Here is a 21,288-nt window from a genome sequence, read left to right on the forward strand (position 1 = left end):
GCGAAGGCGCGCGGTTCAGCTTGGCAGAAGCTCGTAGTGATGCAGGTGCCGTTCCTTGACGATGCCGACCTCGTCCGGGTGGACATGGGCGACCTGCCAATCCTCGCCGACAAAGGCCCGCAGCGCGTCGAGATCGCGCCAGACCATGACGATGCTGAACTCGTCCGGTGTCTCGGGGCGCGGCAGGCCGAAGGTGATGTCCTCGATCCCGTCGGTGCCCTTCATCAAGGGAACGGCTGTGTTGCGAAAGAAATCCTCGAACCGGTCGCGCTGGCCGGGTTCGGTGATCACGCGAAAGATGCGGATGATCATGACGTGGTCCTCCCCCCTGCGGACATCCTACCACATTTTTCCGCCAGGCGGGCGGGGGGCGCGAAAAAGCCCCGCCTGCGGGGTTGCGGACGGGGCTATCGGAGCGTCGGGGGACGGGGCCGGCGCGGCCCCCGCGATCAGGCCTTGAGGATCGACCGGCCGGCGAACTCGGCCACGTCGCCCAGCATTTCCTCGATGCGGATCAGCTGGTTGTACTTGGCCAGCCGGTCCGAACGGGCCAGCGACCCGGTCTTGATCTGGCCGCAGTTGGTGGCGACGGCGAGGTCGGCGATGGTGCTGTCCTCGGTCTCGCCCGATCGGTGCGACATCACGTTGGTGTAGCGCGCGCGGTGGGCCATATCGACGGCCTTCAGCGTTTCCGACAGCGACCCGATCTGGTTCACCTTGACCAGCATCGAGTTCGCGACGCCCTTGGCGATCCCGTCGGCCAGGCGCGCGGGGTTGGTGACAAACAGATCGTCGCCCACCAGCTGCACCTTGTCGCCCAGCTTGTCGGTCAGCAGCTTCCAGCCGTCCCAGTCATCCTCGGCCATGCCGTCCTCGATCGAGATGATCGGGTAGGCGTCGCAAAGCGCGGCGAGGTAATCGGCATTCTCGGCCGAGGTCAGCGATTTGCCTTCGCCGGTCATCTCGTACTTGCCGCCCTTGAAATACTCGGTCGAGGCGCAGTCGAGCGCGAGGTAGATGTCCTCGCCCGGCTTGTAGCCGGCCTTTTCGATGGACTTCAGGATGAAATCCAGCGCGTCGGTGGTCGAGCTGAGGTTGGGGGCAAAGCCGCCCTCGTCGCCGATCCCGGTCGACAGGCCCGCGGCCGAGAGTTCCTTTTTCAGCGTGTGGAACACTTCCGACCCCATGCGCACGGCCTCGCGGATGTTCTCCGCCGCCACCGGCATGATCATGAATTCCTGGATGTCGATCGGGTTGTCGGCATGTTCGCCGCCGTTGATGATGTTCATCATCGGCACCGGCAGGATGCGGGCCGAGGTGCCGCCGACATAGCGGTAGAGCGGCTGCATGGTGAAATCGGCCGCGGCCTTGGCGGCTGCAAGCGATACGCCGAGGATGGCGTTGGCGCCAAGGCGGCCCTTGTTCGCGGTGCCGTCCAGCTCGATCATGGCGGCGTCGATGCTTTGCTGTTCGGTCACGTCCATGCCGGCCAGCGCTTCGGCGATCTCGCCGTTGACGCTTGCCACGGCTTCCAGCACGCCCTTGCCCATGTAGCGCGCCTTGTCGCCGTCGCGCTTTTCCACCGCCTCGTGGGCGCCGGTCGAGGCGCCCGAGGGCACGGCGGCACGGCCCAGCGTGCCGTCCTCGAGGATGACGTCCACCTCGACGGTGGGATTGCCGCGGCTGTCGAGGATCTCGCGGCCGATGATGTCGATGATCGTGCTCATGGGGGGCCCCCCTTGCTGTCAGTTTCGCCCCGCCATAGCAGAGGACGCGCCCCGAGGGAAATGTTGCGTTAGCGATAACATCGCCCTTGGGCCAAATGGTTGCGCCAACATCGCGCGGCGGTGCGTCAGGCGAGGCTTTCGGTCGTGGTCTCGGCCCGCGCCAGCTGACGTTCGCGCAGGAAGGCGTAAAGGCCCGAGGCGATGATGATCGCCGCGCCCAGCAGGGTCAGCCCGTCGGGGCGTTCGCCGAAGATCGTGACGCCGATGGCGAGAACAAAGATCAGCCGCGTGTAGCGGAAGGGCGCGACGATGGACACCGGGGCCATGCGCATCGCCGTGGTCAGCGCGTAATAGCCCGAGGTGGTGGTCAGCACCGCGCCGAGGATCGCGGCCCAGGCGGGGCCGGTGAGAACCGGTGGCTGACCCTGGATGGCCCAGTAGACCAGCGCCGGCGGGGTGGTGCAGGCAAAGCCCCAGGTCGACAGCACCAGCGCCGAGACCCGCGCCGGCGCCAGCCGGGTGACGAGGTCGCGCATGGCCAGCGCCGCGGCGCCCACCACGCAGAACAGCGCGGCGGGGGAGAACGCATCGGTGCCCGGGCGCAGCACCAGCAGGATGCCGAGAAATCCGATGATGACCGCGGCCCAGCGGCGCGGCCCCACCGCTTCGCGCAGGAAGACTGCCGCACCCAGCGTCACCAGCAGCGGCGCCGATTGCAGGATGGTGGCCACGGTGGTCAGCGGATTGAGCGCGATGCCGATGATCATGCCGAAGGCGCCGAAGATCTCCATCACGTTGCGGGTCAGCGCCATCGGGTGCAAGAAATCTCGGCTGAACAGCTTCTCGCCGCGCTTGATCGCGAGGATGGAAAAGGCCCCGGTGCCCAGCACGCCCAGCATGGACATGACTTGGCCCATCGGCATCAGCCCCGCCGCCAGCTTGATGCACATGTCCGACAGGGCCAGCAGCGCCATGGCGAGGATCATCATCAGGATGGCGCGAATGACGTTCATGGGGGCTCCGGGCTGGGGCGCGGGATACATGCCACGCGCATGCTTTGCGGCGTAGCGCGATCAGCCGAGAACCACAATCCCCGAATGCTTGGCCTTGTGCTCGGGCTCGACGTGGATGGTGATCTGGGCCTCGGGCAGCTCGTCGTGCAGGGCGGCCTCGATCCGGTCGCAGACCGCATGGGCTTCGTGCACCGTCATCTCGCCCGGCACCACGAGGTGAAAGTCGATGAAGGTCGCGCGGCCGGCGTGGCGGGTGCGCAGGTCATGCGCCTCGTTCGCGCCTTCGCCCGCCTGGCTGATGATCTCGCGCACGCGGGTGAGCTCTTCCTCGCTGACGCTTTCGTCCATCAGACCGGACACGGACTGCCGGATCACCGTCCAGCCGGACCAGAGGATGTTGACCGCGACCAGCACGGCCATGGCCGGGTCGAGCCAGGCCCAGCCGGTCAGCAGCACCATGATCAGGCCCGCCAGCACCGCGACCGACGACACCACGTCGGTCATCAGGTGCTTGCCGTCGGCCACCAGCGCGGGCGAGCGGTCGGCGCGGCCGAAGCGGATCAGGATAAAGGCCCATGCGGCGTTGATCAGGCTGGCCGCGCCGTTGATGCCCAGGCCGGCGGGGGTCAACACGACCTCGGGCGGGACAGTCCAGGCGGCCCAGGCCTCGCGCAGGATGAAGAGCGCGGCGATCACGATCAGCACGCCCTCGATCACGGCCGAGAAGAACTCGGCCTTGTGGTGGCCGTAGGGATGTTCGGCATCGGCCGGCATGGCGGCGATGCGCAGGGCGACGATGACGGCCACGGCGGTCGCCACGTTGACCAGGCTTTCCAGCGCGTCGGACAGCAGCGCGAGCGAGCCGGTCAGCCACCAGGCCACCAGCTTGAGCGCGAGAACGGCAAGGGCAACGACGAGGCTGCCGAGGGCAAGGCGGAAGGTGCGGGTCATCGGCAGGCCGGGCGTTGGGGCAGTCACGTCCGCCCGTACATAGGCCATGCCGCCGCCAAGCGAAAGGCACGCCGTCCGACAAAGCGCGGGGCATTCGCGGAAATCCGCGTGAAGACCCGGGCGCAAGTGCTTGTGCGCCATGGCTTTCGGGCCTTCAGTACAGCCGCAGCCAGCGCAGCACGAGTGCGACCACAACGCCCACCGCCACCATCCCGGCGGTCAGCATCCAGAAGGCCATCGGCTCTCCGGTCCCGGGCATCCCGGCCACGTTGACGCCGAAGAGACCGGTCAGGAACCCCAGCGGCAGGAAGATCGCGGCCACCACCGACAGCACGTAGGAGTTGCGGCCCAGCTCCGAGGCGCGGTTCAGCTCCACGTGCTCGGCGGCCGAGGCGAGCCGGTCCCGCGCCGCGTCCAGCAGTTCCACGGCCCGCGCCGCCTCGTCCGCGCTGTCGCGCAGCGAATGGCGCACCGGCTCCGTCAGCCCGGGATAGGCCGCCGCCGCCCCCAGCGCCGCCGCCTGCGGCACCACGAAGCGGCGCAGGCGGATCACCGCGCGGCGCAGCCGGGGCAGGGCCTCGAGATCGGCATGGGACGGGTCCTCGAACATCAGCTCCTCGATGTCGTCGACCCGGTCCTCGAGGTCCTCGGTCTCGCGCTCGATTCGCTGCGACAGCTCGTAGACGATGCGCGCCATGAGCGCGGGGGCGGTGGCGGGCAGTTGGCCCTGGTCCGCCTCGGCCCGGATCGCATCGATGGCAAAGACCTTGCGGATGCGGCAGGTGACCAGCAGGTCGCCGCGCAGCCACATCCGTAACGAGACCATGTCGTCCGCCATCTGGCCGGGGTTCAGGTTCACCCCGCGCAGGATCAGCACGAGGCCGCCGTCGAAGCTCAGCAACCTGGGCCGGGTCTCGGTCTCGAGCAGCGCCTGAAGCGCCTGTTCGGGCATGTGCTGCCGTGCCCAGGGGGCGAGCTCGGGATCGTTGCGGTCCCAGTGGACCCAGCGCGTTCCGGTCTGCGGATCGTCCGGGGCGATCGGGCGGGACTTGCCCTCGGCGTCGATGTCATAGGCGGCAACGGGCATGGCGGCTCCGGGTCTTGCTGGCGGTTGCACCCACGCTGCGGCGGGACGCGGGCGGCGTCAAACAGGAACCGCCGGGGCGGCTGACGGTTCCGCGCGGCGCCCGAGGCTTTCGCTTGACCTTTTCCGCGCCGCGCGGTCTGTCACCGCCATGGAACGCAAAGATCGCATCGATGCCGCCGGGGCGGCCCTGCTCATCGGCTTCACCCTGCTGCTGGGCGGCAACCAGGTGGTGGTCAAGATCACCAACGGGGGCTTTCCGCCCGTGTCCCAGGCCGCGCTGCGCTCGGTCCTGGCGGTCCTGGCGCTGACCGCATGGCTGCGCTACCGCGGCATCCCGTTCCGCCTGCCGCGCCCTGCGATCCGCCCGGCGATCCTGCTGGGCGTCTTCTTTGCGGTCGAGTTCCTGACCCTGTTCCTCGCGCTCGACATGACGACGGTGGCGCGAGCCTCGATCGTCTTCTACTCGATGCCGGTCTGGCTGACACTGACGGCCCATGTGCTGATACCGGGCGAACACCTGACCCGCGCCCGCATCGCGGGACTTGTCCTCGCCATGGCCGGCGTCGTCTGGGCGCTGTTCGACCCGAGCCGTCCGGGCGAGGCATCGCTGCTTGGAGACCTGCTGGCCCTGGTCTCGGCCCTGTGCTGGATGGGCATCGCCCTGACCGCCCGCGTCTCCGAGGCACGGCTGCTGAAACCCGAGCAGCAGCTGTTCTGGCAGGTCGCGATCTCGGCCCCGCTGCTGCTGGTCGCCGCGCCGCTCTTCGGCCCCTGGGCCACGGACCCGCAGCTGATCCATGTCGGCGGCCTGCTGTTCGGTGCCGTCATCGTGGTGGCTTTCGGCTTTGCCATGTGGTTCTGGCTGCTCTCGGTCTACCCGGCCTCGGGTGTGGCCAGCTTCAGCTTCCTGTCGCCGGTCTTTGCCGCGCTGCTGGGCTGGCTGGTGCTGGACGAACCGCTCGGGCCCCGGCTGATCGGCGCGCTGGCCCTGGTGGCCGTCGGCCTCATCCTGATCAACCGGCCCGCCCGGCATCGGCACTAGACGCCTCCGGCGGGAGTATTTGGGGAATAATGAAAGCAGGGGCTGGGGCCTTGTCCAGCGCGGTCAGTTCTGCCCCCTGCAGGCGTGCGGCGCCGCGATATCCGGCCATTCACCGGGCCCCCCTTTCATTATTCTCGAAATACTCCGGGGAGCGCGAGGGGCTGGCCCCTCGCATCCGCCCGTTGACACAGGCGTCGGCGGCAGGAAATCGCCGCGTCACACCGCGACGTGTTTTGACCCCGGCGGGCCCTAAGTGTAAGGATATCCTGAATTCAGAAAGGGCGGGCGGTGCTCAGGTTTTTCCTCTCCTTGCTTGGCGGGCTTTTCAACCTCGTCACCATGACCATCTTCGTGATCGCGCTGTCGCTCGGCGCGGTCTTCTACATGTATGGTCGCGACCTGCCGAGCCACGAATCTCTGGCCCAGTATCGCCCGGCCACGATCTCCCGGATCTATTCCGGCGAGGGGCAGCTGATCGACGAATTCGCGCAGGAACGGCGCCTGTTCACCCCGGCCGAGGATATCCCCGACCTGGTCAAGGCCGCCTTCATCAGCGCCGAGGACAAGAACTTCTACACCCATGCCGGCTATGACACGCGCGGCATCGCGGCGGCGATCATCGACGCTGTCAAGTCGCGCGGACGCGACGTGCGTGGCGCCTCGACCATCACCCAGCAGGTGATGAAGAACTTCCTGCTGTCCGGCGACCGCCAGATCGAGCGCAAGATCAAGGAGATCATCCTGGCCACCCGCCTGGAGGAGACGCTCGACAAGGACAAGATCCTCGAGCTTTACCTGAACGAGATCTTCCTCGGCCAGAACGCATACGGGGTCACCGCCGCCGCGCAGACCTACCTGAACAAGTCGCTATCCGAGCTGGCCCCGCACGAGGCGGCCTTTCTTGCCTCGCTGCCGAAAGCGCCGTCCGATTTCCACCCGGTGCGCCGGAAGGACCGCGTGACCGCCCGCCGCAACTTCGTCCTGAAGGAGATGATGGAGAACGGCTACATCACCGAAGCGGTCTACGAGAGCGAGGTGCAGCAGCCGCTGCGCTCGGTCCAGAACGGCGATTTCGAAAGCTTCAAGGACCAGCTGCCGCCGCGCGACTATTTCACCGACGAGATCCGCCGCCAGCTCAGCGCCGATTTCGGCGAGGAGGAGTTCTTTTCCGGCGGCATGACCGTGCGCGCGACCATCGACCCCGCAATGCAGGTCATCGCCGCCCATGCGCTGCAGGATCAGCTTGAACAATACGACCGTGGCCTTGGCCGCTGGCGCGGGACCGGGCAGGAGATCGACGCGGACCTGCTTGGGTCCGAGGAGAGCTGGCGCGCGGCGCTGGCCGATGTGCGCGTAGCCCGTGACGTGACGCTGGGCGGGCCTTGGCACCCGGCCGTCGTGCTGGCGGTCGAGGAGAACCAGCTGCGTCTCGGGATCGAGGGCGTGCAGGAAACAGCGGCCGAGCCCTTTGTCGTGCCGCGCAAGGACATTTCCTGGATCCAGGGCGATTTCTTTGACAATTTCAAGATCGGCGACGTGGTCCACGTGCGCCGCATGACCGAGGGCGAGAACGGCACCGGCGGTTTCATCCGCTGGACGCTGCGGCAGGTACCGGCGGTGCAGGGCGGCTTCATGGCGATGGACGTCAACACCGGCCGCGTGATCGCCATGCAGGGCGGGTTCAGCTACCAGGATTCGGTCTTCAACCGCGCCACCCAGGCGATGCGCCAGCCCGGCTCGAACTTCAAGCCGCTGGTCTATGCGGCCGCGCTTGACTCCGGCTACAGCCCGGCCACGATCATCGTCGACGCGCCGATCGAGATCGACACCCCGCAGGGCGTGTGGCGCCCCAAGAACGCCAGCAACAAGTTCTATGGCCCCACGCCGCTGCGCACGGGGATCGAACAGTCGCGGAACCTGATGACCATCCGCCTGGCGCAGGAAATCGGCATGCCCACCGTGGCCGCCTATGCCGAACGTTTCGGTCTCTACGATGACCTCAGCCCCGTGCTGGCCAATGCGCTCGGCAGCCAGGAGACGACGCTGTACAAGGTCGTCTCGGCCTATGCCATGTTCGCCAACGGGGGCGAGCGGGTGGAGCCGACACTGGTCGACCGCATCCAGGATCGCTACGGCAAGACGATCTACCGCCACGACCAGCGCGACTGCGTGGATTGCGCCAACCCGGCGCTGCCGGCGGGCCTTGGGCCGCGCATCCAGACCAACCGGCAAAGCGTGATCGATCCGATCACCGCCTACCAGGTCACCTCGATGATGCAGGGCGTGGTCGAGCGCGGCACCGCCAAGGGCGTGGTCACCCTGCCGGTGCCTGTCGCGGGCAAGACCGGCACCACCAACGACGCCAAGGACGTGTGGTTCACCGGCTTCACCTCGAACATCGTGGCTGGCTGCTACATCGGTTACGACCGCCCGCAGCCCCTGGGCCGCGGCGCATTTGGCGGGTCGATGTGCGGCCCGGTCTTCCAGGCCTTCATGTCCGAGGCGGTGGCCAAGTACGGCGGCGGCAAGTTCCGCGTGCCCCCGGGCGGCCATTTCATCAAGATCGACCGCTTCACCGGCGCGCGTCTTTCGGACAACGCCTCGGGCCCCAACGTCGTGGCCGAGTATTTCCGCGACGGCGAAGAGCCGATCTTTGGCATCACCATGGACGGCGGCTGGGCCATGAGCGGCAATTTCGAGCTCTTCGAGGAGGCCGGCGGGGCGGCCCGCCAGATCACCACTTCGTCTGGCAAGAAGGCCGTGGTCGGGCCGAAGGCGAGCTTCGGCTCCATGTCCTCGGGCGGGCTTTACTAGCCAAGGCTGCGACTGCCTGCGCCCGGTTCGGGGCAGGACGAAAGCGGTGCGCGCATGGGCGCGGCCGGGCGATCACCGCCGCGCCCGGATCCGGTGCGCGGTCCTGGATCCCCTGACCGCCCGCGCCTGACCTTGCCTGTCCGGCGGGGCTCTAGTATCACCGCCGGACTTACATCCCGGAGACCAAAATGCGCGCGGAAATTCAGAACATCGTCGGCGAGGTCCGGAAATCGCTCGAGCTGCTGCGCCAGCGCATGGGCTGGGAAACGGTCGAGCATCGGCTCGAGGAATTCAACGCCCTGGTCGAGGATCCGAACCTCTGGAACGACCCGGCCAAGGCGCAGAAGCTGATGCGCGAGCGCCAGCAGCTGGTCGATGCCTACGAGACCCACAAATCCATCAAGCAGGACCTCGAGGACAGCATCGAGCTGATCGAGCTGGGCGAGATGGAGGAGGATGCCGAAGTCATCGCCGATGCCGAGGCCACGATCAAGGCGCTGCACACCAAGGCTGCCGAGAAGGAGCTCGAGGCGCTGCTGGACGGTGAGGCCGACGGCAACGACACCTTCCTCGAGATCAACGCCGGTGCCGGCGGGACCGAGGCCTGCGACTGGGCGCAGATGCTCCAGCGGATGTATGTCCGCTGGGCGGAAAAGCGTGGCTTCGAGGTCGAGCTGCAGTCGGAAGAACCCGGCGCCGAGGCCGGCATCAAGTCGGTGGCCTACAAGATTTCCGGCCCCAACGCCTATGGCTGGCTGAAATCCGAAAGCGGCGTGCACCGGCTGGTGCGGATCAGCCCCTTCGGCAAGGGCACGCGAGAGACCTCGTTTGCCTCGGTCTGGGTCTACCCGGTGGTGGACGACAATATCGAGATCGAGGTGAACCCAAGCGACATCCGCATCGACACGATGCGCAGCTCGGGTGCGGGCGGGCAGCACGTGAACACGACGGACTCGGCCGTGCGGATCACCCACATGCCGACCGGCATCGTGGTGACGAGCTCCGAGAAATCGCAGCACCAGAACCGCGACATCGCCATGAAGGCGCTGAAATCGCGGCTCTACCAGCTCGAGCTCGACAAGCGGAACGCGGCCATCAACGAGGCGCACGAGGCCAAGGGCAGCGCGGGCTGGGGCAACCAGATCCGGTCTTACGTGTTGCAGCCCTACCAGATGGTCAAGGACCTGCGCACCCAGCATGAAACCAGCGACACGCAAGGGGTTCTGGACGGCGATCTCGACCCGTTCATGGCCGCCACGCTGGCCCAGCAGGTGGCGGGGAAAAGCCGCGCGGATGCCTCGGGCGGTTGAGGGCGGACTGAAAAGCAAACATGACAAAGGCCGGGGTTTGCCCCGGCCTTTGTTGTTTCAGAAGCGCGGATCAGGCCGCGTCGCGGGCCGCGAGCTTGGCGCGCAGGGCGGCGGGCACTTGCTGTTGCGACATTGCGCGCGGCAGGTCCAACTCGGGAATGCTCTCTTCGCTGCCGTAAAGCGCAATGTACTCGGCGTGGTTGTCAAAGGCCCGGCGCCCGACATTGTCGATGAAGGTCTCGGCCGGGCACCCGTTGGCCAGGATGATGTCATGCGCCTCGGTCTCGACATGGTAGACGGTAAAGCGAACCTCGGTCTCTGCCCAGGGCCGTTCGCGGATCGTCGTTCCGTTGACCAGCGCACCCGCGTGGACAAGGATCCCGTCGATCAGCAGGGCATGGTCCGCGGTCAGCGTCAGGTCGACGGTCGGCAAGCCGTCCCCCAACGCCCCGGCCTTGATCAGGACCGGCTTGAGCCGGGAGGGGAGATGAAAGGCAGGGATCACGGTCTGACGTCCCACCCATTTGACCGGTATTTCGCGACCGTCTACCGTCAGGACAGGGTCGCCGATCGCAAGCGTCTCTACAGCGCGCTGGCCGTCTGGCGTGGCGATTTGCGTTCCCGCGCCGAAACACGCGGTGAAATCTGCGCCATTGCCCGAAACCGAGGGGATATTGTTCACCGCCCAAAGGGCATCGTCGTAATTGTCGAACATGATGAGAAGGGTGCCGGTCTCGCCAGTGTTCAGCACCAGCGGATAAAGCGTTCCGTTGACCTCGACGGTGCCTTGATATTCGTAGATTGCGGTCGTGCCTTGCAGGGAAATCTCTTCGCCATCGGTCCAGATGCCGTCGTTGCCGTCATCATAGATCGAATACGCACCAGCGTTGTTTCCGTAGGGGCCGCCGATCAGGTTCCCCGTGTCCGGATCGTAATTCACCCAATTTCTGGTTGCGTAGGTCACCATGGCTCTCTTCCTTTGTCTTGTCCTGTGTCATGATCCTGTGTGGAATGTTACGGTTCTGCCCGGATTTCGACAATAAACCCAAGGGCGTAATGCTGCATGTCCGGCAGCTTGTGATTGAAGGGCCTGCCTTGATTTTGTCTGCGTCCCCGGGTCAAGTAAGCCTGCGTGGAGTGCCGGAGGGGAGTGGCCATGGAGTCAACAGCCGACAACAGGTTGCTGGATAAGGAACCGGGCGTGCCCGAGATCGGGCGCATCCGGCCGGGATTGCTGCGCGATGCGCTGATCCGCGGCTGGCGCGATTTCCGGCATTTCCCGTTCTTCGGGCTGGTGACGGCCGCGGTCTACGTGGCCGCCGGCTGGGGCATCTGGGCGGTCACGCAATGGACCGGGCAAAGCTACTGGATGGTGCTGGCGGTCTTCGGCTTTCCGCTGATCGGGCCGTTTTCGGCCGTGGGGCTTTACGAGGTCTCGCACCGCATCGACCAGGGATTGCCGCTGGACAAGCGCGAGATCTTCGGCGTGATCCTCAGCCAGTCGAAACGGCAATTGCCCTCGATCTGCGCGATCATCATCGTGGTGCTGCTGTTCTGGTTCTTCTTGGGCCACATGATCTTTGCCCTGTTCCTGGGGCTGTCGACCATGACCAACGTATCGTCCAGCTACGACGTCTACCTTAGCGCTGACGGGCTGACGATGCTGGCGGTGGGCACGGTGGTCGGGGCGGCCTTCGCGCTGCTGCTCTACATGATCACCGTGATCGCATTGCCGCTGCTGCTGGACCGCGAGGTGGATTTCATCACCGCGATGATCACCAGTTTCCAGGCGGTGCAGGAAAACTTTGCCGTCATGATGCTGTGGGCGGCCGTGATCGCGCTGTCGACGCTGCTGGCGCTGATCCCGGGATTCCTGGGGCTATTCGTCGTTCTGCCGCTGTTCGGGCACGCCACCTGGCACCTGTACAGGGGCGCCGTGGACGCGTCGGCCGAGGAATGAGGCCCGGCTGAACGCCGTTCACCGGGCCGAAGGGCTCACATGAAGCCCAGTTCCAGCCGCGCCTCGTCGCTCATCATGTCCATGCCCCATTGCGGGTCCCAGGTCAGTTCGACGTCGACGTCTTTGACGCCGGCCACCGGTTCGATCGCGTCGACGATCCATCCGGGCATGTCCCCGGCCACCGGGCAACCGGGCGCGGTCAGAGTCATGACAATCTTAACCGAATTTTCGGAACTGATGTCGATGGTATAGATCAAGCCCAGGTCATAGATGTTGACCGGGATTTCCGGGTCGTAGACCGTCCGGCATGCCTCGACCACCGCATCGTACAGCGGGTGGTCGGTGGTCGATGGGGCGATCAGCGGTGTGCCTTCCAGCGGGGGCGTGGGTCCGGTCATCTCGTCTCTCTTGGCTTTCCTGAGTGATTATATAGGAAATCGCGGCGGCAGGGTCCAGTGGGCCCGCGGCGATTTGAAGGGGCCGTCAGAAGGCGGCCCGCAGACGTCAGATCGCGGAGGACACGCAATGCTGACAAGATGGGCACCAGGAGGGTGCTGGGCGGCCCTGGCCGCGATCTGGCTGGGCGCCGGGATGGCGCAGGCGCAGGGGCACGGGTTCGACCCCGAGCAGCCCTGCGCGCCGCAGATCGCCGCCATGTACCCGGGCGAACAGCTGTCGATGGCGGCCTGGGCGCTGGGATATCTCGCCGCCTCGGGGCAGCCACCGCAGCTGGTGACGCTGCTTTCGACGGCCAGCTTCGCCGGAGAGATCGCCGATTCGTGCCGGGCCAGCCCCGGCGCTTCGCTGATGGAGGTGGTGGCGAACCTCTCGGACAGCCCGATGCCGGTGATGATGACGGCCACCGCCGCGCCGGCCCCCGCGCCCGAGCCGATGACGCCCGAGCAGGAGGCGCGCGCGCTGCTCGAGGCGTTCCTGGACCCGCAGGCCGACCTCGTGGCGCTGACCGCGCAGCTGAAACCCACGCCGGACGACGTGCGCGCGGTCTACGAGGCGCCGCTGGCCGAGCGGTTGGTCATGGCCTATGCCGCCACCTTCCAGCCGGGCATCGCGATCGGACCCAAGCCGGGCCAGACCGAGGTGACGATGACCGTCTCGACCACCCATGCGCTGCGCGACGGGGCCAGCGAGCTCGTTGAGTTCCCCGGCGGCTACCGGGACGTGCTCGGCTTTTTCAAGGAGGACGTGCCGATCGCGCGCTTCCGCTTTGTCGAGCCGGGGCAGGAGCTTGGGCTGTCCTTCGACGGGCTGGTCAAGGTGCATGGGCGCTGGGTGCTGATGCCCAAACCCTGGCGCATGCTCAACTGACGGAGGGGGGCCAGCCCCCGTCGCCTGCGGCGACTCCCCCGGAGTATTTGTGGAATAATGAACGGCGGGGCGAGGCAGGGATGCCAGGCCGATACACGGGCGTTGCGTCTTCGGTGGTGTCGGAGCGAGGGGCCAGCCCCTCGCGCTCCCCGGAGTTTATTGGCACAATGAAGGGCGGATCAGAGGCCGACCAGGGCGCGGATGTCTGCAGGGGAGGCGCCATCGGCCCGGTAGCGGGCGATGGCGCGGGCGTCGTCGCGTTTCGCCAGGCGCTTGCCATGATCGTCGCGGATGAGGCGGTGGTGGTGGTAGAACGGTTCGGGCAGGCCCAGCAGGATCTGCAGCAGGCGGTGGATGGGGGTGGCGTCGGCCAGGTCCTCGCCGCGCACCACGTGGGTGATGGCCTGGGCCGCGTCGTCGACCACGACCGAGAGGTGGTAGGAGGTGCCCATCTCGCGCCGGGCGAGGACGACATCGCCGATCCCGTCGATCAACTGGTGGATGGGGAGCGCGACGGGGGTGTCCTTCTCCGTGTATCGGACCTCGGTCAGGTCGTCGCAGGCCCGCGGCATGTCGAGGCGCAGGGCCGCACCATGGGGGCGCGGGCCGCTGCGGCGGTGTTTCTCGCGGCAGGTGCCGGGGTAGACGAGGCCATCGGGGCCGATCAGCGGCGCGCCTTCCTGCGGGGCCGAGGCCGCCGCGGCGATGTCGCGCCGGTTGCAGTCGCAGCGGTAGAGCAGCCCGCGCGCCCAGAGCGCATCCAGCGCCGCGTCATAGGCGGCCATGTTGTCCGATTGGCGCAGCGGGCGCGCATCCCAGCTGAGGCCGAGCCAGTGCAGGTCCTCGACGATCTGCGCCTCCCACTCGGGCCGCGCGCGGGACTGGTCGATATCCTCGATCCGCAGCAGGAAGGAGCCGCCGGCCGCGCGGGCCATGTCATGGGCGGTCAGCGCCGAAAAGGCATGGCCCAGGTGCAACGGGCCGGTGGGCGAGGGCGCGAAACGGGTGCGCATCACTCGTCGCGGTAGCGTCCGTAGCGGCGGGCTCGGCTGTCCTCGCGCGACTGGAAGATCAGGATCCAAGCGAGGATGATGAACATCGGATGCGTCAGCCCGCCCGAGAAGATGATTGCCGGAACCCAGATCAGGAACACGATGACCGACAGGATCGGCCGCCCCGTCAGCAGGATCGACAGCGGCGGCAGCAGGATGGCGAGGACATAGTTCATGCCGACACCTCCTGCGCGGCAAGCCAGTCGGTCCAGGCCGCCTTGGCCCGGTCGGTATAGCCCTTGTAGCGGTCCTTGCGGCCACGACGTCCGCCGCGCACGTCCTCGAGCGGGCGGAAGAGGCCGAAGTTGACGTTCATCGGCTGGAACGTCTTGGCCTCGGCCCCGCCGGTGATGTGGTGGATCAGCGCGCCCATGGCGGTGTCCTGCGGGACGGTGGGCAGGGTGCGGCCGAGGATCTCGGCCGCCGCCATGCGGCCGGCGAGCAGGCCCATGGCAGTGGATTCGACATAGCCTTCGACGCCTGTGACCTGGCCGGCAAAGCGGATGTTCGGTTTGGACCGCAGCCGCATCTGGGCATCCAGCAGCGTGGGCGAGTTGAGGAAGGTGTTGCGGTGGATACCGCCAAGGCGCGCGAAGCTGGCGTTTTCGAGGCCGGGAATGGTTTTGAAAACCTCGGCTTGCGCGCCGTACTTCATCTTGGTCTGGAAGCCGACGATGTTGTAGAGCGTCCCCAGCGCATTGTCGCGGCGCAGTTGGACCACGGCGTAGGGCTTTTCGTCGGGCTTGTGCGCATTGGTCAGGCCCACCGGCTTCATCGGCCCATGGCGCAGGGTCTCGCGGCCGCGTTCGGCCATGACCTCGATTGGCAGGCAGCCGTCGAAATAGCCGGCAGTTTCCCCGTCGTGGAACTCGGTCTTGTCGGCGGCGAGCAGCGCGTCGATGAAAGCCTCGTATTGCGGCTTGGTCATCGGGCAGTTGAGATAGGCCTTCTGCTCCTCCTCGGTCTCGCCCTTGTCATAGCGCGACTGGCGCCAGACCACGTCCATGTCGATGCTGTCGGTATAGACGATGGGCGCGATGGCGTCGAAGAAGGCGAGCCGTTCGGCGCCCGTTTCGGCCTGGATCGCGGCGCCAAGCGCAGGCGAGGTCAGCGGGCCGGTGGCAAAGATCCACTGGCCCTGGTCGGGCAGCTCGGTCACTTCCTCGAGGCTGGTGCGGATCAGCGGATGGGCTTGCAGCCTGGCCGTGATCGCGGCCGAGAAGGCATCGCGGTCCACGGCCAGCGCGCCGCCGGCGGGCAGGCGGTGGCGATAGGCGTGCTCGATCACGAGTCCACCGGCCTGTTTCATCTCCCAATGCAGCAGGCCCACGGCGTTCTGTTCATGGTCGTCCGACCGGAACGAGTTCGAACAGACCATCTCGGCGAAATTGCCGGAGGTATGGGCGAAGGTTTCGACCTGCGGCCGCATCTCGTGCAGGACCACGGGTACGCCGGCCTCGGCGGCTTGCCAGGCGGCTTCGGACCCGGCCATGCCGGCGCCCACGATGTGGAGTTCTTGCGTCATGGGGCGCATGTAGGGTTTCGTTGCGTGTTTGTCACGGGGGAAGAGGGGGCGCTGCCCGCCGTCGCCTTTGGCGACGCTTGACGTCGCCATGGGCGACTCCCCCGGAGTTTACTGGAAAGGTGAAAGGGGATCGGGGGCCCTGCTTTCATTATTCTTGAAATACTCCCGCTTATGGCGCCTTTGGCGCCAGCCGAGGCGTCAATGGCCAGCTGCGGAGCGAGGGGCCAGCCCCTCGCGCTCCCCGGAGTTTAATGGAAAGATGAAGGGGATCAGCGCGGCCAGTCCGGTTTGCGCTTTTCGAGGAAGGCCTGGATGCCTTCGTTGGTGTCGCGGTCGAGCATGTTCTGGACCATTGCGGCGCCGGTGAAGGCATAGGCTTCGCCCAGCGGCATCTCGAGCTGGTCGTAGAAGCTGGACTTGCCGATGCGCACGGCGGTGGCGAGCTTGGCGGCGACGGTTTCGGCGAGGGCGGTGGTTTCCGCCGTCAGGCTTTCGGCGGGGACGACGCGGTTGACGAGGCCCAGTTCCACGGCCCGGGCGGCGTCGATGAAGGCGCCGGTGGTCAGCATCTCGAACGCCTGCTTGCGTGGAATGTTGCGGGTCAGCGCGACCATGGGGGTCGAGCAGAAGAGGCCGATGTTCACGCCGTTGACGCCGAACCGGGTGCCTTCCGCTGCCACGGCCATGTCGCAGGACGCGACCAGCTGGCAACCGGCGGCGGTGGCGATGCCGTGCACCTCGGCGATGACCGGCTGGGGCAGGGCGCGGATGGTCTGCATCATCGTGGCGCAGCGCGTGAAGAGGTCGGCGAAGTACGCCGCCCCCGCGTCCTCGGACTGGCGTCCGGCCTGCATTTCCTTGAGGTCGTGCCCCGCGCAGAAGGCCTTGCCCGCGCCCGACAGCACCACCGCGCGGATCGCAGCATCGGTCCTGATTGTATCGAGTTCCGCCTGCAATGCGGCCAGCATCGCGTCCGACAGCGCGTTCAGCCGCTCGGGCGCGTTCATCTGCAGATGCGCCACGCCGTTCGTGTCGCAACGTTCCAGTATGCTCATCTTGTCCTCCGCCTCCGATTCCGGGCAAGTCTAGGGCCAAGCGAAGCGGGAGGAAAGCATGGCCGATCTGGCGGATATCGTGATGGACGAGGCGGCGTTGAACCGCTTTCTCGAGGAGTTCTTCCAGCAGGTTGCCGGTGAATTCACCGTCGAGGAAGTGACCTCGGACGGCATTCGCATCCGCCTTGTCGTGCAGGACAAGCACCTGCGGCCGGGTGGTACGGTGTCGGGACCGTCGATGTTCGCCCTGGCGGACGTGGCGGTCTACCTCGCCATCCTTGCGCGGATCGGGCCCAAGGCGCTGAGCGTGACGACCTCGGCCGCGCTCGATTTCATGCGCAAGCCCGTGGCGCATGCGGACCTGGTGGCCGAGACGCGGCTGCTCAAGCTCGGCCGGGTGCTGGCGGTGGGGGACGTGCTGCTTTACTCGGACGGTATGGCGCAGCCGGTGGCGCGGGCCTCGATGACCTACTCCATTCCGCCCGCGGGCTGAGCCCGACTGCAAAAAGGGCCGGAGCAACGCTCCGACCCGAAGGTGCCGCCCCGACAGGGATGCCGCGGGGCGGGGGAGAGGTGTGGGGTCAGTGGCCGCGGCGGCGCAGCTCGGCGTTGACCATGTCGGGGGTCAGGCCGACGTCGTGCAATTGCCACGGCTCGAGCTGTTTGAGCGCCTGTCGCGTGCGACGGGTTCGGTCCCATGTCTCGACCTTGACAGCCACGGCCAGGGCCAGACGGGCCACGACCGGCAGCGCGTGGCTGCGATCATAGAGGTCGGCAAAGGCGGGATGCAGGGCGTGCTGCGGCGACATGGGATGTTCCTTCGTTCATTAATGTGTTGATACAATCGCGGATGCGCGATATGTAAGGGATACATTCGCGAAATTTCTCCGTCCATGGAAACATTGTAATGGGTACAATATTGTCCGGCGCTCTTGTCGGCGACCTCGGCCAGGCCATCACTGCCGCGGGGCGGGCCAAGTATCGCGGGCTGGCCGAGGGGCTGGAGCGCGCGATCCTGGGCGGGGGATTGCCCGCCGGCACGCGGCTGCCGCCGGTGCGGGACCTGTCGTGGCGGCTGGGCGTGACGCCGGGCACCGTGGCGCGGGCCTATTCGACGCTGACCGATTCGGGGCTGCTGACTGCGGGGGTCGGTCGGGGCACTTTTGTCGCCGAACGGTCGGTGCCGCCGGCGCCGCCCGTGGCCAACCCGGCGACACTCGCGCCCTCGGCCTGGTTGCCGCAGGGGGACGGAGAGGTCAGCCTGCGCACGCCGATGCTGCCCGATCTCGGCCAGAGCCAGCTGATCCGCGAACATCTGGCCGGGTTGGCGGCCGAGATGCCGACCGACCGGCTGATGAACTACCCGGGCCGCGACAGTGACCTGCCGGCGCGGCAGGCGTTCCGGCGCTGGATGGGTGCGGCGCCGATCGGGCCGCTGACCGACGACGATCTTGTCACCGCCCATGGCGGGCAATCGGGCATCGTCATGGCACTGCAATGCGTGCTGCGGGGGCCGGGCCCGGTCGTGCTGGTCGACGAGCTGACCTATTCCGGCTACCGCCGCGCGGCCGAGCTGGCGCGGGCGACCTGCATTCCGGTGCCGTGGGATCGCGAGGGGCCGGATCCGCAGGCGCTCGAGACGTTGGGGCGGCTGCATGGGGCGCAGGCCTTTTGTACCTCGGCCGAGGTCTGCAATCCGACGACCCGCGCCACCACGCCCGAACGCCGACAGCAGATCGCCGAGGTCGCGCAGCGGCTGCACATGCATGTGATCGATGACGATTGTTACCGCATCGGGCCGCACCGGGCCCCGGCCTACCGGGCGCTGCTGCCCGAGCTGGGCTGGTACGTGACCTCTCCGTCCAAGGTGCTGACACCCGCGCTGCGCATTGGTTTCGTCGCCGCGCCCGAAGGGTGGGGCCTGCCGCTGGCGCGCATCGCGGCGCATAATTCGTTTGGCGTCTCGTCGCCGCTGACCGACCTCTTCGTGCGCATGGTCGACGATCCGCGCATGCCCGCCCTCGCCGAGGCGGTGCGGCAGCGCATCAACGACGACCTGCGGATCGCGGTCAATCACCTGGGCGGCCACGCGCTGACCTGGCAGGAGGACGTGCCCTTCCTCTGGCTCGACCTGCCGCAGACCTGGCGGGCCGAGAGCTTTGCCCGTGCGGCGGCCGCGCAAAAGGTGGGGCTGAAGACCTCGGACGAGTTTGCGGCCCGCGACGCGCGGCCCGTCCACGCGGTGCGGATCGCGCTGAACGGGCAGGTGTCGACCGAGATCTTCGAGCATGCGGTGAGCCGTCTGGGCCTGCTGCTGGGGAGGCCGCCCGAGAATCTGGCGGTCTGACGCCTTCGAAATTGGGGTAAATAGATACCGTTTTTGCAAGTATCTGTTTTGTAATAGAAAATTAGGAATGTGGGGCGTTGACTGGGGCCAATTACCCTGTATAACGCCGCAATCCGAATTGCCGGCGACCCTTTGGGGCGCCCGAGACCAATCAAGACTGGACCCGACATGAAAACCTTCTCTGCAAAGCCTGCAGACATCGAGAAGAAGTGGATCATCATCGACGCCGAGGGCGTCGTGCTGGGCCGCCTCGCCTCGATCGTCGCCATGCGCCTGCGTGGCAAGCACAAGGCGACCTTTACCCCCCACATGGACATGGGCGACAATGTCATCGTCATCAACGCCGACAAGGTGCAGATGACCGGCAAGAAGCGCACGGACAAGAAATACTACTGGCACACCGGCCACCCGGGCGGCATCAAGCACCGCACCGCGGGCGAGCTGCTGGAAGGCAAGTACCCCGAGCGCGTCGTCACCGCTGCCGTCAAGCGGATGCTGCCCGGCAACCGCCTGTCGCGTCAGCAGATGACCAACCTGCGCGTCTATGCCGGTGCCGAGCACCCGCATGATGCGCAATCGCCCGAAGTCCTGGACGTCAAGTCCATGAACGCCAAGAACACCCGGAGCGCGTAAACCATGGCCGATCAAGTGAATTCGCTCGAAGAGCTGGGTGCGGTCGTCGAGGGTGCTTCTGCCCCGGTCGCAGCCGAAATCGTCAACGCCGAGCCCGTCCGTGACGAGTTGGGCCGGTCCTATGCCACTGGCAAGCGGAAGGACGCCGTCGCACGCGTCTGGATCAAGCCGGGCTCGGGCAAGGTGACCGTCAACGGCAAGGAAATGGACAAGTACTTTGCCCGTCCCGTGCTGCAGATGATCCTGCGCCAGCCGTTCTCGATCGCTGGTGTCGAAGGCCAGTTCGACGTGCAGGCGACCGTCAAGGGCGGTGGTCTTTCGGGCCAGGCCGGTGCGGTCAAGCACGGCATCTCGAAGGCTCTGCAGCTTTACGATCCGTCGCTGCGCTCGGCCCTCAAGGCCGCCGGTTTCCTGACCCGCGACAGCCGCGTGGTGGAACGGAAGAAATACGGCAAGCGCAAGGCGCGCCGCAGCTTCCAGTTCTCGAAGCGCTGATCGCGGCTTCGGCATCACCGACAAACGAAACGGGCGCCCGATCGGGCGCCCGTTTTGCTTTTCCGGGGGGATGCGGCGACCGGGAACGGGCCGCCGCAGGGGCGTCAGCCGCCCAGGATGTCGAAATCGTAGGTGACCGAAAAGGTCAGCGTGCCGTCGGAATCGTCGGCATCCTCGTAGACCAGGCCAAGGCCGGCCGAGTCGGTGAGCGCGTAGCCCACGCCGAACTCGTAGTAGGTGTTGTCGTCGGCCTGGCTCTTGCCGACCAGGCCGGCAAGGCTCCAGCGGTCGGTGAGCGAGACGGCGACCCAGCCTTCGACATCGGTCGTCTCGTCCTCGGGGGCGTAGATCACGTCGATACCGATCTCGGACTGCTCGGACACGGCGGCGGCAAGGCCGAAGGTCAGGTCGTAGCCCTGTTCGCCCGAGTTGTTCAGGAAGTAGTGGGTATAGGTGATGCCGTAGGTGTAGCCGGGGGCGAATTCGCCGCCGTAGCCGAGGCTCAGCTCGATCTCGAGCTCGTCCGACGGGTCGTCGTAGAGCGAGCCGACCCAGATGCCGCCGAAGGCGCCGCCATACGACAGGTCGATGCCGATCTCGGCGGTGCTGGCGGAATGAGAGATCCCGTCACCGGTGTCCGCTTCGATGTTGAGGGCGGCCGAGCCGGAGATCTCGAGCTCGTTGGCGACGGCGGGGGCAGCCGTCAGTGCGATGGCAGAGACCAGGCCGGTCGCCGCTGCGAGGGAGGAGAGACGCATCGCTTTGTCCTTGTTGAATGCGGGTGGTTGGTGCGGGCAGAATGCCGCGCCGCAGCGCCTGACGGCAGTCAAACTATTCGTGAACGGGCCGGATTGGCAGGCGGATGTGCGGATTGTGCCGCAGGTGCACAATCGGCAGGCACCTGCCTTTCACCGCATGCGGCGCGGCCTTGCAGCGCCCGCAGGGCAGGGC

At 66.8% G+C, this 21,288-nt stretch carries 21 protein-coding genes and 1 pseudogene; 9 read left to right on the forward strand and 13 right to left on the reverse strand.

Features of this window, described 5'->3' with window-relative positions:
• Positions 1-15 precede the first annotated feature (15 nt).
• The 5 genes from MF270_RS07545 to MF270_RS07565 all read right to left on the reverse strand — a co-directional run bounded on the left by MF270_RS07545 (position 16) and on the right by MF270_RS07565 (position 4,778).
• A complete protein-coding gene (locus MF270_RS07545) occupies positions 16-312 on the reverse strand; it encodes an antibiotic biosynthesis monooxygenase family protein (protein ID WP_238365265.1) in 297 nt (98 codons plus the stop codon).
• A gap of 137 nt (positions 313-449) precedes the next feature.
• Positions 450-1,727, reverse strand: coding sequence for a phosphopyruvate hydratase (gene eno / locus MF270_RS07550; protein ID WP_238365266.1), 1,278 nt, complete (start codon positions 1,725-1,727; stop codon positions 450-452).
• A gap of 125 nt (positions 1,728-1,852) precedes the next feature.
• Positions 1,853-2,740, reverse strand: coding sequence for a DMT family transporter (locus MF270_RS07555; protein WP_238365267.1), 888 nt, complete (start codon positions 2,738-2,740; stop codon positions 1,853-1,855).
• Between the two features lie 60 nt (positions 2,741-2,800).
• Positions 2,801-3,691 carry a cation diffusion facilitator family transporter gene (locus MF270_RS07560; RefSeq protein WP_238365519.1) on the reverse strand — a complete coding sequence of 297 codons (891 nt, stop codon included), beginning with the start codon at positions 3,689-3,691 and terminating at the stop codon, positions 2,801-2,803.
• Between the two features lie 154 nt (positions 3,692-3,845).
• Entirely contained in the window at positions 3,846-4,778 is a 933-nt protein-coding gene (locus tag MF270_RS07565) for a CorA family divalent cation transporter (RefSeq protein ID WP_238365268.1), read from the reverse strand.
• Positions 4,779-4,926: 148 nt separating this feature from the next.
• Here MF270_RS07565 and MF270_RS07570 point away from each other — a divergent pair, with 148 nt between their 5' ends.
• From MF270_RS07570 to prfB, 3 genes are all read left to right on the forward strand, one after another.
• Positions 4,927-5,820 carry a DMT family transporter gene (locus MF270_RS07570; protein WP_238365269.1) on the forward strand — a complete coding sequence of 298 codons (894 nt, stop codon included), beginning with the start codon at positions 4,927-4,929 and terminating at the stop codon, positions 5,818-5,820.
• 288 nt (positions 5,821-6,108) lie between these two features.
• Positions 6,109-8,634: a penicillin-binding protein 1A gene (locus tag MF270_RS07575; protein ID WP_238365270.1), complete on the forward strand. Its 2,526-nt coding sequence runs from the start codon at positions 6,109-6,111 to the stop codon at positions 8,632-8,634.
• 188 nt (positions 8,635-8,822) lie between these two features.
• Positions 8,823-9,944 carry a peptide chain release factor 2 gene (gene prfB / locus MF270_RS07580; protein ID WP_238365271.1) on the forward strand — a complete coding sequence of 374 codons (1,122 nt, stop codon included), beginning with the start codon at positions 8,823-8,825 and terminating at the stop codon, positions 9,942-9,944.
• A 70-nt stretch (positions 9,945-10,014) separates the two neighbouring features.
• Here prfB and MF270_RS07585 read toward each other — a convergent pair whose 3' ends face one another.
• A complete protein-coding gene (locus MF270_RS07585; RefSeq protein WP_238365272.1) occupies positions 10,015-10,911 on the reverse strand; it encodes a Hint domain-containing protein in 897 nt (298 codons plus the stop codon).
• Between the two features lie 189 nt (positions 10,912-11,100).
• Here MF270_RS07585 and MF270_RS07590 point away from each other — a divergent pair, with 189 nt between their 5' ends.
• Positions 11,101-11,904: a DUF2189 domain-containing protein gene (locus MF270_RS07590; protein ID WP_238365273.1), complete on the forward strand. Its 804-nt coding sequence runs from the start codon at positions 11,101-11,103 to the stop codon at positions 11,902-11,904.
• A gap of 35 nt (positions 11,905-11,939) precedes the next feature.
• On the opposite strand, the gene MF270_RS07595 is transcribed toward MF270_RS07590, so the two are convergent.
• Entirely contained in the window at positions 11,940-12,302 is a 363-nt protein-coding gene (locus MF270_RS07595) for an SUF system Fe-S cluster assembly protein (RefSeq protein ID WP_238365274.1), read from the reverse strand.
• Between the two features lie 127 nt (positions 12,303-12,429).
• Here MF270_RS07595 and MF270_RS07600 point away from each other — a divergent pair, with 127 nt between their 5' ends.
• Positions 12,430-13,230, forward strand: a complete 801-nt coding sequence (locus MF270_RS07600; RefSeq protein WP_238365275.1) for a hypothetical protein — start codon at positions 12,430-12,432, stop codon at positions 13,228-13,230.
• A 179-nt stretch (positions 13,231-13,409) separates the two neighbouring features.
• On the opposite strand, the gene gluQRS is transcribed toward MF270_RS07600, so the two are convergent.
• The 4 genes and pseudogenes from gluQRS to MF270_RS07620 form a co-directional block, all read right to left on the reverse strand.
• Entirely contained in the window at positions 13,410-14,243 is an 834-nt protein-coding gene (gene gluQRS / locus MF270_RS07605) for a tRNA glutamyl-Q(34) synthetase GluQRS (RefSeq protein ID WP_238365276.1), read from the reverse strand.
• Complete coding sequence (locus MF270_RS07610; RefSeq protein WP_238365277.1) at positions 14,243-14,458, reverse strand: hypothetical protein; 216 nt, start codon at positions 14,456-14,458, stop codon at positions 14,243-14,245. The genes gluQRS and MF270_RS07610 overlap by 1 nt, the downstream gene beginning before the upstream one ends.
• Positions 14,455-15,807, reverse strand: a complete 1,353-nt coding sequence (gene trmFO / locus MF270_RS07615) for a methylenetetrahydrofolate--tRNA-(uracil(54)-C(5))-methyltransferase (FADH(2)-oxidizing) TrmFO (RefSeq protein ID WP_238365278.1) — start codon at positions 15,805-15,807, stop codon at positions 14,455-14,457. Before trmFO ends, MF270_RS07610 begins: the two co-directional genes overlap by 4 nt.
• Positions 15,808-16,076: 269 nt before the next feature.
• Positions 16,077-16,871 (reverse strand): annotated as a pseudogene (locus MF270_RS07620) (enoyl-CoA hydratase); the annotation flags it as partial.
• 49 nt (positions 16,872-16,920) lie between these two features.
• Between MF270_RS07620 and MF270_RS07625 the strand changes: the two are divergent.
• Positions 16,921-17,355 (forward strand): PaaI family thioesterase, encoded by a 435-nt coding sequence (locus MF270_RS07625; protein WP_238365280.1) that lies wholly within the window; start codon positions 16,921-16,923, stop codon positions 17,353-17,355.
• 88 nt (positions 17,356-17,443) lie between these two features.
• Here the strand turns inward: MF270_RS07625 and MF270_RS07630 are convergent, their stop codons facing one another.
• Positions 17,444-17,671 (reverse strand): DUF1127 domain-containing protein, encoded by a 228-nt coding sequence (locus MF270_RS07630; RefSeq protein WP_238365281.1) that lies wholly within the window; start codon positions 17,669-17,671, stop codon positions 17,444-17,446.
• A gap of 98 nt (positions 17,672-17,769) precedes the next feature.
• Between MF270_RS07630 and MF270_RS07635 the strand changes: the two genes are divergently transcribed.
• The 3 genes from MF270_RS07635 to rpsI all read left to right on the forward strand — a co-directional run bounded on the left by MF270_RS07635 (position 17,770) and on the right by rpsI (position 20,337).
• Positions 17,770-19,209 (forward strand): aminotransferase-like domain-containing protein, encoded by a 1,440-nt coding sequence (locus MF270_RS07635; protein ID WP_238365282.1) that lies wholly within the window; start codon positions 17,770-17,772, stop codon positions 19,207-19,209.
• Between the two features lie 168 nt (positions 19,210-19,377).
• A complete protein-coding gene (gene rplM, locus MF270_RS07640; RefSeq protein ID WP_238365283.1) occupies positions 19,378-19,842 on the forward strand; it encodes a 50S ribosomal protein L13 in 465 nt (154 codons plus the stop codon).
• Positions 19,843-19,845: 3 nt separating this feature from the next.
• On the forward strand, positions 19,846-20,337 hold the full coding sequence (gene rpsI, locus MF270_RS07645) for a 30S ribosomal protein S9 (protein ID WP_238365284.1): 492 nt from the start codon (positions 19,846-19,848) through the stop codon (positions 20,335-20,337).
• 104 nt (positions 20,338-20,441) lie between these two features.
• On the opposite strand, the gene MF270_RS07650 is transcribed toward rpsI, so the two are convergent.
• Positions 20,442-21,095, reverse strand: coding sequence for a TorF family putative porin (locus tag MF270_RS07650; RefSeq protein WP_238365285.1), 654 nt, complete (start codon positions 21,093-21,095; stop codon positions 20,442-20,444).
• Positions 21,096-21,288: the final 193 nt, after the last annotated feature.

This window comes from Mesobacterium pallidum (genome assembly GCF_019966535.1).
GTDB classification, from domain to species: Bacteria; Pseudomonadota; Alphaproteobacteria; order Rhodobacterales; family Rhodobacteraceae; genus Mesobacterium; species Mesobacterium pallidum.

Coding starts and splice junctions, on each gene's coding strand:
- MF270_RS07545 (WP_238365265.1), bottom strand. CDS start 312: ATGATCATCCGCATCTTTCGCGTGATCACCGAACCCGGCCAGCGCGAC.
- eno (WP_238365266.1), bottom strand. CDS start 1,727: ATGAGCACGATCATCGACATCATCGGCCGCGAGATCCTCGACAGCCGC.
- MF270_RS07555 (WP_238365267.1), bottom strand. CDS start 2,740: ATGAACGTCATTCGCGCCATCCTGATGATGATCCTCGCCATGGCGCTG.
- MF270_RS07560 (WP_238365519.1), bottom strand. CDS start 3,691: ATGACCCGCACCTTCCGCCTTGCCCTCGGCAGCCTCGTCGTTGCCCTT.
- MF270_RS07565 (WP_238365268.1), bottom strand. CDS start 4,778: ATGCCCGTTGCCGCCTATGACATCGACGCCGAGGGCAAGTCCCGCCCG.
- MF270_RS07570 (WP_238365269.1), top strand. CDS start 4,927: ATGGAACGCAAAGATCGCATCGATGCCGCCGGGGCGGCCCTGCTCATC.
- prfB (WP_238365271.1), top strand. CDS start 8,823: ATGCGCGCGGAAATTCAGAACATCGTCGGCGAGGTCCGGAAATCGCTC.
- MF270_RS07585 (WP_238365272.1), bottom strand. CDS start 10,911: ATGGTGACCTACGCAACCAGAAATTGGGTGAATTACGATCCGGACACG.
- MF270_RS07590 (WP_238365273.1), top strand. CDS start 11,101: ATGGAGTCAACAGCCGACAACAGGTTGCTGGATAAGGAACCGGGCGTG.
- MF270_RS07595 (WP_238365274.1), bottom strand. CDS start 12,302: ATGACCGGACCCACGCCCCCGCTGGAAGGCACACCGCTGATCGCCCCA.
- MF270_RS07600 (WP_238365275.1), top strand. CDS start 12,430: ATGCTGACAAGATGGGCACCAGGAGGGTGCTGGGCGGCCCTGGCCGCG.
- gluQRS (WP_238365276.1), bottom strand. CDS start 14,243: ATGCGCACCCGTTTCGCGCCCTCGCCCACCGGCCCGTTGCACCTGGGC.
- MF270_RS07610 (WP_238365277.1), bottom strand. CDS start 14,458: ATGAACTATGTCCTCGCCATCCTGCTGCCGCCGCTGTCGATCCTGCTG.
- trmFO (WP_238365278.1), bottom strand. CDS start 15,807: ATGACGCAAGAACTCCACATCGTGGGCGCCGGCATGGCCGGGTCCGAA.
- MF270_RS07625 (WP_238365280.1), top strand. CDS start 16,921: ATGGCCGATCTGGCGGATATCGTGATGGACGAGGCGGCGTTGAACCGC.
- MF270_RS07630 (WP_238365281.1), bottom strand. CDS start 17,671: ATGTCGCCGCAGCACGCCCTGCATCCCGCCTTTGCCGACCTCTATGAT.
- MF270_RS07635 (WP_238365282.1), top strand. CDS start 17,770: ATGGGTACAATATTGTCCGGCGCTCTTGTCGGCGACCTCGGCCAGGCC.
- rplM (WP_238365283.1), top strand. CDS start 19,378: ATGAAAACCTTCTCTGCAAAGCCTGCAGACATCGAGAAGAAGTGGATC.
- rpsI (WP_238365284.1), top strand. CDS start 19,846: ATGGCCGATCAAGTGAATTCGCTCGAAGAGCTGGGTGCGGTCGTCGAG.
- MF270_RS07650 (WP_238365285.1), bottom strand. CDS start 21,095: ATGCGTCTCTCCTCCCTCGCAGCGGCGACCGGCCTGGTCTCTGCCATC.